Annotated in this window: 3 protein-coding genes; all 3 read left to right on the top strand. The window is 73.5% G+C overall.

All coding sequences use genetic code 11. From position 1 onward, the window contains the following. The first annotated feature begins 383 nt into the window (after positions 1-383). Genes HHX30_RS40125 through HHX30_RS40115 form a run of 3 tightly spaced genes read left to right on the top strand, consistent with a single transcriptional unit; the run spans position 384 to position 7,047 of the window. Positions 384-1,739 carry an SWIM zinc finger family protein gene (locus HHX30_RS40125; RefSeq protein WP_169989181.1) on the top strand — a complete coding sequence of 452 codons (1,356 nt, stop codon included), beginning with the start codon at positions 384-386 and terminating at the stop codon, positions 1,737-1,739. Beyond that, a complete protein-coding gene (locus tag HHX30_RS40120; RefSeq protein WP_169989180.1) occupies positions 1,736-4,399 on the top strand; it encodes a DUF6493 family protein in 2,664 nt (887 codons plus the stop codon). Before HHX30_RS40125 ends, HHX30_RS40120 begins: the two co-directional genes overlap by 4 nt. Continuing rightward, entirely contained in the window at positions 4,396-7,047 is a 2,652-nt protein-coding gene (locus tag HHX30_RS40115) for a DUF6493 family protein (RefSeq protein ID WP_169989179.1), read from the top strand. Before HHX30_RS40120 ends, HHX30_RS40115 begins: the two co-directional genes overlap by 4 nt. Positions 7,048-7,166: the final 119 nt, after the last annotated feature.

The following is a 7,166-nucleotide window of genomic DNA, read 5'->3' as shown; positions in this document are numbered from 1 at the left end:
CTCTCGGCAGGTCTGCCACACATCCGGCCCGACCAGCTCCCCAGCCCACTCACCCTGCACATCAACCACTGTGGCCTCAGCACAGAAAGAACGAGGCCAGAACACAAGATCTTCAGTGGCCTTCTAGGCGCGGCCAGGCGTGCGCCGCCTCGGACGCGCAGCCTTGGCCGCCGGCACGTCGCGGGGAAGACCATGCTCGCGGCTCTCGCGGTTCCTGCGGGACGTCGCCGGGGACCAGGCGGGCTCGGCGCGCAGCCGTCCCCGCGGTCGGTGCGCTGCAGCGGCGACGAGATCAGCGACACCCGCAGTACATCGGCGTCCGATCGGCGCAAGCGGCTCAGGCATCGGCGGAATGTCGGTCATGATCTGTAGCGTCCCGGGCCATGGCTGATGCGGTGCTGGCGTACTCCTATGTGCGTTCCTCCGGGCTCGACCTGTCCTCAGGTCTGCTCGACCTGTCCACCTCCGGGGGCGTGACCCCCAGCGGGCCGGCCTTCCACCCCGCGTTCTTCAGCGGCCTGCTGACCCGGGCGGCGCCGGCGGCGGCTGGGCTGCTCGGGGTCGCCGACGTGGCCAGGGCCCGCTACTACGACGCCCGGCCCACAGGCATCGTTCGTGATCCGGTGGTGACGTGCAACGGTGACCGATTGCGCTTCGAGTCCTTCTCCGCCTGCGGCGGCGTCTACGCCCGGCTGGATGTCCTGCAGCAGGCCCTCGACGGCGAAGTCGTCGAGCTCGGCACCACCAACGTGGACGTCAACGACCCGCTGCGGCGGGCGCTGGTCCGGGTCGGCGGGAACGACCCTCTGCACCTGCGGGTCGGCGTCGAGGAACTGGTGGCCACCACGCTCGACGGCGCGGTGGTGGAGAAGAAGGTGCCGCTGCCCACGCGGTGGGTGCGCGGCTTCGCCGAGGTGCAGGTCATCGCCTCGGGGTTCGACCTGCGCGCGGAGTTGACCGGGCCGGAGGCGGTGCGGTTCCTGCGGTCGCTGCCCAGGCGCGGGGTGCTGTGGGCGGTGCCCGCCGGCAGGTCGCTGCGTCTGTCGGCCCGTCCGGCGGCGGGCGCGGTCTGCCTGCCCGGCCCCGACCGGCTGGCCACCCTGCTGCCTCTGCTGCGCTTCGCCAGTGGCCTGCGGGTGTACGGCCCGGCCGTCCCGGCGCACGGGCTTGCGGTCGCGAGCGCCTGGGAGCTGGAGCTGCCCGGCATGCGCTACGTGTTGACCCTGTCGCCGGAGCCGCGCAGGGGATTTTCGGGGGAGGGCGCGGTGCTGGACGACCTGGCCACCGCGCACGCGGAGGAGGACGCCGACCTGGTCGGTGCGATGCTGGCGTTCGAGCCGCGCCTGGACGCCGATCTGCTGGCGGAACGGTGCGGGCTGCCCAGGGACCGGATCCGCGCCGCGCTGACCCAGCTCGGTACGGCGGGCCGGGTCGGCTACGACGTGGCCGAGGCGGCGCACTTCCACCGGGAGCTGCCCTACGACCCGGGCCGGGTGGCGGCGATGAATCCGCGGCTGAAAGCGGCCCGGGACCTGGTGAAGCGAGGAGCCGTCCGGTTCACCGCTCCTGACACCGCGGTGGTGGGGGAGCGGCGGGTTCGGCTGACCCCGGGCGGCCCGGTCTGCACGTGCCCCTGGTACGCCGACTTCCGAGGCAGCCGCGGCCCGTGCAAGCACGTGCTGGCCGCCCAGCAGGTGCGCGACCAGGCCCAGACGGACCCGAAGGACGGCACGCGATGAATCCCTGGAAGGAGGTGGCCGCCCGCATCGACACGGGCGACGGCAAGAAGCTGGCACCGTTCCTGGCCACCCTTGACGAGCATGGCCGGCGGGCGGTCGCCGATCAGCTGCCGGGATATCTGTCCGAGCGGCTGGCCCAGGGGTGGGAGGGCCGACGCTGGGTGCAGGACCGGACGAACGCGTTCCGCCTCGCGGGGGCGGCCTGCCTGAGCGGGGCCGCGCAGGTCGCGGCATGGCTGAACCGGCGGGACCTGCGCTGGGTGCGCGAGCCCGAAGCCGACGCCGCCCGGATCCTGGCCCTCATCGGGGACCGGCCGGCCACATGGCGCGAAGATCTGGCCGTTCGCCTGGTGCAGCGGTTACGGCCGCCGTCGGGGTCCGCGTCAGGGCTGATGGAGAACGGCGTACCGGGGTGGGATCTGGCCGCGGGCCTGGTGCTGGAAACGGGCATCGAGCCGCCGGACAACGACGCGTTCACCGCCGGCTGGCTGTGGCGGCTGGTCAGGCGGCACTGGATGAACCAGGGCACGCCCGACGTGCTCGCCGGGGACCCGTTGCTCGGGCACCTGCTGCCCCGGGCGTTCCGGGCCGGGGGCGCCGCCCAGGCGTTTGCCTGGGACGTCGGATGGAACGGCGACAGGGGTGTCGTCGCCGCGCTGGTCACGCTCGCGGGGCAGGGCCGGGTGCCGCGGCAGGTGCTCGTCGGCGGGTGTGTGGAACGGTTCCTGGCGGGCGGGGAGGCTGACGAGATCGCCCCGTTCGTGACGCTGTGGCGTGGTCTGCGGCCCGAGCCGAGGGAGATTCCCGCCGTCGAGTTCGTCCGGCTGCTGCCGTCGGCAGCGTCTCCGTTCGTCCAGCTCGCGCTGGAGGAGCTGGGCCGGCTCGACGAGGCGGGACTGCTGGGTGACGATCCGTTCGCCGAGGCGGTCGCGGCGCTGGCCTTCCGGCCGGAGAAGAAGTACGTCACGGCCGCGTTGCGCTGGATCGCCGGCGCCGCGCCGTCCAGGGCCGACGGCGTCCTGCCGGCGCTGGCGGCCGTGTTCGACCAGGACACTCCCGCGCTGGGGGACCGGGCCGTGCGGCTGGCGGTCAAGTTCGCTCCGCACGCCTCCCGCCCGGCCCTGGACATGGTCCGTACGGCGGCCTGCCGGCTTCCCGCCGACCTGCGCGAGAAGATCGCGGCGGTCGCCGGTCCGGTGGAGGCCGCCGAGCCGCCGACGCTGGTCCTGGCCGCCCTGGCGGTGAACCCGTTGCCCGCCTTGCCGCCCCTGCTCACCTCGCCGGAGGACCTGGCCTGGGAACTCGAGGCGCTGCGGTGGCCGGACGAGCCGCCGCAGTTCGAACGCACACTTGCCGCGCTGGTCGAGCTGACCCACCGCGACCGGGACGCCGTGGCACAGGCACTGCGGCCGTGGTGGCACAAGCACTGGCGGCAGCCGTTCGACCCGACCGTCTACGTGTACGGCATGAGCGGCTTCGATCGGAGCACCCACGCGCTGATGAGCCGCTGCGCGCTGGCGGTCGTCGCGCCCGCCGACAGCAGGAAGCTGTCGGCCCTGCTGGCGGACTACAGGCGTGGCCAGCCTGACTATGACTCGCCGATCCAGCTGCTGGTGCAGCGCCGGCTGCGGGAAGTCATGGAGATGCTGGAGGCGGGCCGCAGCGTGCCGGTGCTGCTGGCCACACCGACCTCCCCCACCGGCCACGTCGACGCGGAGACGCTGATCGAGCGGATGGAGCGGCTGGAGGGCGCCGAGCCGCTTCAGGCCGACTTCCACCAGGCGCTGCTGCGGCTGCCGCGCGAGACCGACTCGCGGGCCGCCGTACGAGCCGAAGGGCTGACCTCGCGGGCGGGCCGGACGCTGGCGGAGTGGCTGCGGCGGAGCGGGCTGCCCGACCCCGAGGTGACCGTCGGCATGGAGACGGCGCAGCGGCCGTACGCGCACTGGAACACCAGCCCGGACCACTACGTCACCGTGCGGGAGATGTACGTCCGGATCGCGCCGCCGGCCGATGTTCCCGAGCCCGTCGCCGAGCTCTGTACGGGGCCGGCGACGGCCTTGTACGGCGCGGGGGAGACGGTGTGGTGGCCGGCCGTCATGCCCTCCCATAGGGAGGTCGTCGCCGCCCACCTGCTGGAGACCCTGACCCTCGACATCGACAGCTCTGGCGGCGGGGGTGAAGTTCTCGCGGCGCTGGTTCACGGTGACGGGCCGGTCGGGGCGGCCACCGCGAGTGCGCTCGCCATAGGGATGGGGAACAAGCACCCCGCACAGCGGGGCGGGGCCGTCGATGCCCTCGTCACCCTGACGGCGCGCGGGCAGTTGCCCGCGACCGATCTCGGTCAGGCCGTCGCGCGGCTGGTCGACGCCGGTCTGGTCAAGCTCAACCGGATCACCGCCGCCCTGGACGAGGCGACGACGGCGGGCGCGCACGCGGCGGTGTGGCGTGTTCTCCTCACTGCACTGCCGCCCCTGCTTCCGCGCACAGGGGACAAGCCCCGTGCCGGGCTGGGGGAGTTGCTCGCGGTCGCGGTCAAGGCGGCCACCCTCAGCGGGCAACGCGCCGGCGTTCCCGGGCTGGCCGAGGTGGCGGCGCGCGGGGGATCCAGCCGGCTGGTCCAGGAGGCCCGCCGCCTTCAGCAGCAGGTGAGCCGATGAGCTTCTGGGCTGCGATCGTGAAGCGGGCCGGGCAGCCGGGCGGGTTGCCGGGCCGCCTCCGGGCCGCAGATGCGGAAGGCGCCGCCGATCTGCTCGAGCGGGCGGATGACGAGGCAAGGCGCGCGCTGGCCGGGCACTTGCGGGAGTTCGCCGCACAGGGCGGGTTCGGGAGAGGCTGGTGGGACGGCCCGCCGCATGACCCGCAGGCGCCCGCGCTGCGTGTGGCCGGCGCGGCCTGTTTCAACGACGCGGTCGAGGTCGCATTCTGGCTGACCCGCCCCGATCTGTGGTTGTTCGAGGGGCACGAGGACGACGCGCGCCGCATCGCCAGGGTGGTGCGCGGCCGGTCGACGCGGTGGCGGGCGGAACTCGTCCGCCGGCTGGCGGGCGAGCAGGTGTGGAGGGACGAGGCCGATGGGGGGCGGGCGCACTGGCTGTCGGCGTGGTACCCGGCCGCCCGCCTGGTGGAAGAGACCGGCCTCGAGCCGCCCGGCGATTCCGCCTTCGTGCTCGGCTGGCTGTATGCCGTGGCCGGCGCCGGTGGCGGTGTCACCGATGAGCGGCTGACCCGTCATCTGGCCGGAAGCCTGCTGCGCAGCCGAGGTCTGGCGGCGCAGCTGCGTGGAACAGGAGACCTGGTTCCCGCATGGGCCGCCGCCGTGGCGCACCAGGCGGGCGACGGCGTCCTGGAGCGCGGCACGTTGCTGGAGGGCTGCGCAGGCGCGTTCGTCGACGGTGAGACTCGGCCGTTCACCGACCTCTACGCCGCCCTGCGGCCGAGCCCACAGGAGATCCCCGTCAGGGATCTGGCGCGGCTGGTGCCCACCGCCCCGGGACCGGTCGTTCAGCTCGCCGTGAGCGAGCTGCGGCGCGCGGACGACGCCGGGCTGCTTTCGGACGAACTGTTCGCCGAAGCGACCAAAACGCTGATGTTCCGTCCAGAGAAGAAAATCGTCCGCGCGGCCCTCACCTGGGCGCAGGCCGGCACCCGCAGCAGGCAGGAGCGGACCGGCGCCGCTCTGCAAGCACTCGCCGCGGCCTTCGGCAACGCTCACCGCGACATCGCCGAACGCGCCGTCGCGGCGGCGTCACGGCTGGCCGGCCACGCGGACGAAGACGGTCATGCAGCCGTCCGCGCGGCGGCGGACGCTCTTCCCGCCGACCTGCGGGACCGGCTGACCCCGGCCTTCCACCTGGACGGGCGGCGGGTCCCCGCACCGACCGCCCTGCCGGCCCCACCGGCAGAGGAGGCTGAGCCGGTCCCTGTCATCGAGTTGCCCGAGGAACTCGCCGAACTGGCCGTCACCGCGCGGGACCCGCTGACAGTCGAACGCCTGCTCGCCGGGCTGGTGACGCTCGTCCACCGCGACCGCGAGGCGGTCCGCGCGGTCGTCGAGCCGGTGCTTCGCGCGAGCTGGCCGTTCCTGTTCGACGTCGAGCTCGCCGCCCACGGCATCGGCGGGATGAACGACGATCCGCATCTGCTGACGATGCGCGCCGTGCTCGCCGCGGTGGCGCCCGAGGCCGGCAGAAGGCTCCGCGGCCTGGTGAAGTTCTACCCCTTCCGCGACTGGGACCCGGCTCCCGACATCCTCGTCGTGACACGCCTGCGGGAGATCGCCCGCGAGCTCGAAACCGGGGACGTGCCGGTGCTGCTGGCCACGCCCACCGTCACGTCCGGGCACATCGACCCGATGACCCTGGTCGAGCGTATGGAGCGGCTGGAAGCGGCCTGCGCCGAGCCACTGGATGCCGATTTCCAGCAGGCGCTCCTGCGGCTACCGCAGACGATCCCCCCGGCGGCGGTCACCCGGGCCGGGACGCTGACATCGACCGCGGGCCGAAAGCTGGCAGCGTGGCTACGGCGGGGCGGGCTCGCCGACCCGGTGATCGGCCACCGGGTCGTGCGGCTGCCCTTCTATGAAGGCTCTGCCACGATCGTGACGCGGATCTTCCCCGCCGTGCGGCCTCACGAGGAGGACCTGCCGGACCTCGTCCGGCGCATGAGCGTCGTCAATCCCGCCGATGCGGTGAACACCGCCTCCCAGACGATGGGCTGGTGGCCCCTGCTCATGCCGTCCCACCGGGAGGTGATCACCGCCTGGATCCTGCCGCGGCTGCCCCCGCTGATCAAATCCCGCCGGGCCGACCTGGCACCGCTGTACCGGCTCGCCTGCGGGCAGGGGCCGGTCGGTGCGGTGACCGCCGCCGCACTCGCCCACGGCCTTGGCTGTGAGGACGACGGCGCGCGGGGCATCGCGGTCGACGCGCTGCTGGTCCACGCCGCCCACGGCGACCTGAACGGTGGCGATCTCGGAGGTTTCCTGTCCGTGCTCGTCGCGGCGGACATGGTCAGGCTCGGCCGCGTCGTCACCGCGCTCGCGGACGCCCTTGCGGCCGGTGCGCACGCCCAGGTGTGGGACGCCGCCGCGCGCATGCTCACCGAGCTCCTCCCGCAAGCGCGGGAGCGACCCCGCACCAGCATGACCGACCTGCTCATCGTCGCCGCAACCGCAGCCTCCCTCACCGGCGCCCGCCTACGGATCCCACGACTGGCCGCGGCCGCGCAGCGGACCGGCGGCAGCGCCTTCGTCAAACAGGCCCGGCGCCTCCATGAGCTGATCACCACAGGGGAGGAGACGGCATGAGTAGCCCTGTGTCAAGCCGCCGCCTGTTGATCTTGTCTGAGCAGGGCCTGGAGGGCTCCGTGCTTGGCGGGGTCGTAGGCGACGCCGTCCTGCCAGCAGTGCCAGATCACATACAGCCA

This window comes from Microbispora sp. H10836 (assembly GCF_012999525.1).
Taxonomy (GTDB): Bacteria; Actinomycetota; Actinomycetes; order Streptosporangiales; family Streptosporangiaceae; genus Microbispora.
This window is presented reverse-complemented; position numbering and strand designations above follow the sequence as displayed.